The organism is Gemmatimonadales bacterium (assembly GCA_030697825.1).
In the GTDB taxonomy this organism is placed as follows: Bacteria; Gemmatimonadota; Gemmatimonadetes; order Gemmatimonadales; family JACORV01; genus JACORV01.
In genome coordinates, this window is record JAUYOW010000051.1 from 1 (window position 1) to 1192 (window position 1192).

At 69.0% G+C, this 1192-nt stretch carries 2 protein-coding genes; one reads left to right on the plus strand and one right to left on the minus strand.

Going from position 1 to position 1192, the window contains the following annotated elements:
- Window positions 1-278, minus strand: a 278-nt coding sequence (locus tag Q8Q85_02595) for a hypothetical protein (GenBank protein MDP3773131.1), incomplete at its 3' end; no start/stop codon positions are given.
- Between the two features lie 149 nt (window positions 279-427).
- On the opposite strand from Q8Q85_02595, the gene gpmA reads away from it, so the two are divergent.
- Window positions 428-1180, plus strand: coding sequence for a 2,3-diphosphoglycerate-dependent phosphoglycerate mutase (gpmA, locus tag Q8Q85_02600; GenBank protein ID MDP3773132.1), 753 nt, complete (start codon window positions 428-430; stop codon window positions 1178-1180).
- The last annotated feature ends 12 nt before the right edge of the window (window positions 1181-1192 follow it).

The following is a 1192-nucleotide window of genomic DNA, read 5'->3' on the forward strand; positions in this document are numbered from 1 at the left end:
CCGCCGCCGGCGGAGCCGATGTAGAACGTCTTCGGCCTCGGCTCGCGGGAGCTGGGCACGGCGATCGCGGTCACCCGCCCGCTGTACGCGGCGGGCCCCAAGGCCCGCACGTTCACGCTCTCCACGAACCGGCTGAGCGCGTCGCGGCGCGTCGAGTCCTGGCGCGTGGTGTCGGGTCGCGCGGCAGGCTGGGCGGGCTGCCGTGGCCGTTGCGCAGCCAGGGATGAGGCGCAGAGGAGCAGAGCGGTGCTGGCGATGGCGGTTCGGTTGATGCGCATGGCCGTCGGGGTTGAGGGTGGGCGCGTATCTTAGCGCCCTGAGCGTCACTTCAGCAACGTGAACCCCGCGACCCCGAAGTGCTGATCGAAGGCGAAGGCGGGGGTGATCTTCTCGCGCTTCAGCTGCGCGGCGCGATAGATTTGCGTCCATGACCCAACGGCTCGTGTTGCTCCGCCACGGCGAGAGCACCTGGAACAGAGAGAACCGGTTCACCGGCTGGACCGACGTCGGCCTCTCGGAGAAGGGCGTCGAGGAGGCCGTGGCCGCGGGGAAGCTCCTCAGCGCGGATGGCTACGTCTTCGACGTCGCGTACACCTCGGTCCTGAAGCGCGCGATCAAGACGCTGTGGCTCGGTCTCGAACAGCTCGACCAGATGTGGATCCCGGTTCACCTCGACTGGCGCCTAAACGAGCGGCACTACGGCGCCTTGCAGGGGCTCAACAAAGCGGAGATGGCGGCGAAGTACGGCGAGGCACAGGTGCACCGGTGGCGCCGGAGCTACGACGAGCCGCCGCCGCCGCTCGAGCTCGACGATGAGCGACATCCCCGGCACGACGCGCGTTACGCGAGTCTGCCGGCTAACGAGCTGCCGCGCGCGGAATCGTTGAAGGACACCGTGGCGCGCTTCCTTCCGTACTGGCACGAGATCATCGCGCCCAGCATCCGCGCCGGCAAGCGCGTCCTCATCGCGGCGCACGGCAACAGTCTCCGCGCGCTGGTCAAGCATCTGGACGGCGTTTCGGAGCAGGAGATCGTCGGGCTCAACATCCCAACCGGGATCCCGTTGGTCTACGAGCTGGACGGTGATCTCGCTCCGGTGCGCCACTACTACCTGGGCGACCCCGAGGCCGTCCGGCGCGCGGCCGAGGCCGTGGCGAACCAGGGCAGGGCCAGGGCTTGATCGGGCCGCTCT

Coding starts and splice junctions, on each gene's coding strand:
- gpmA (MDP3773132.1), top strand. CDS start 428: ATGACCCAACGGCTCGTGTTGCTCCGCCACGGCGAGAGCACCTGGAAC.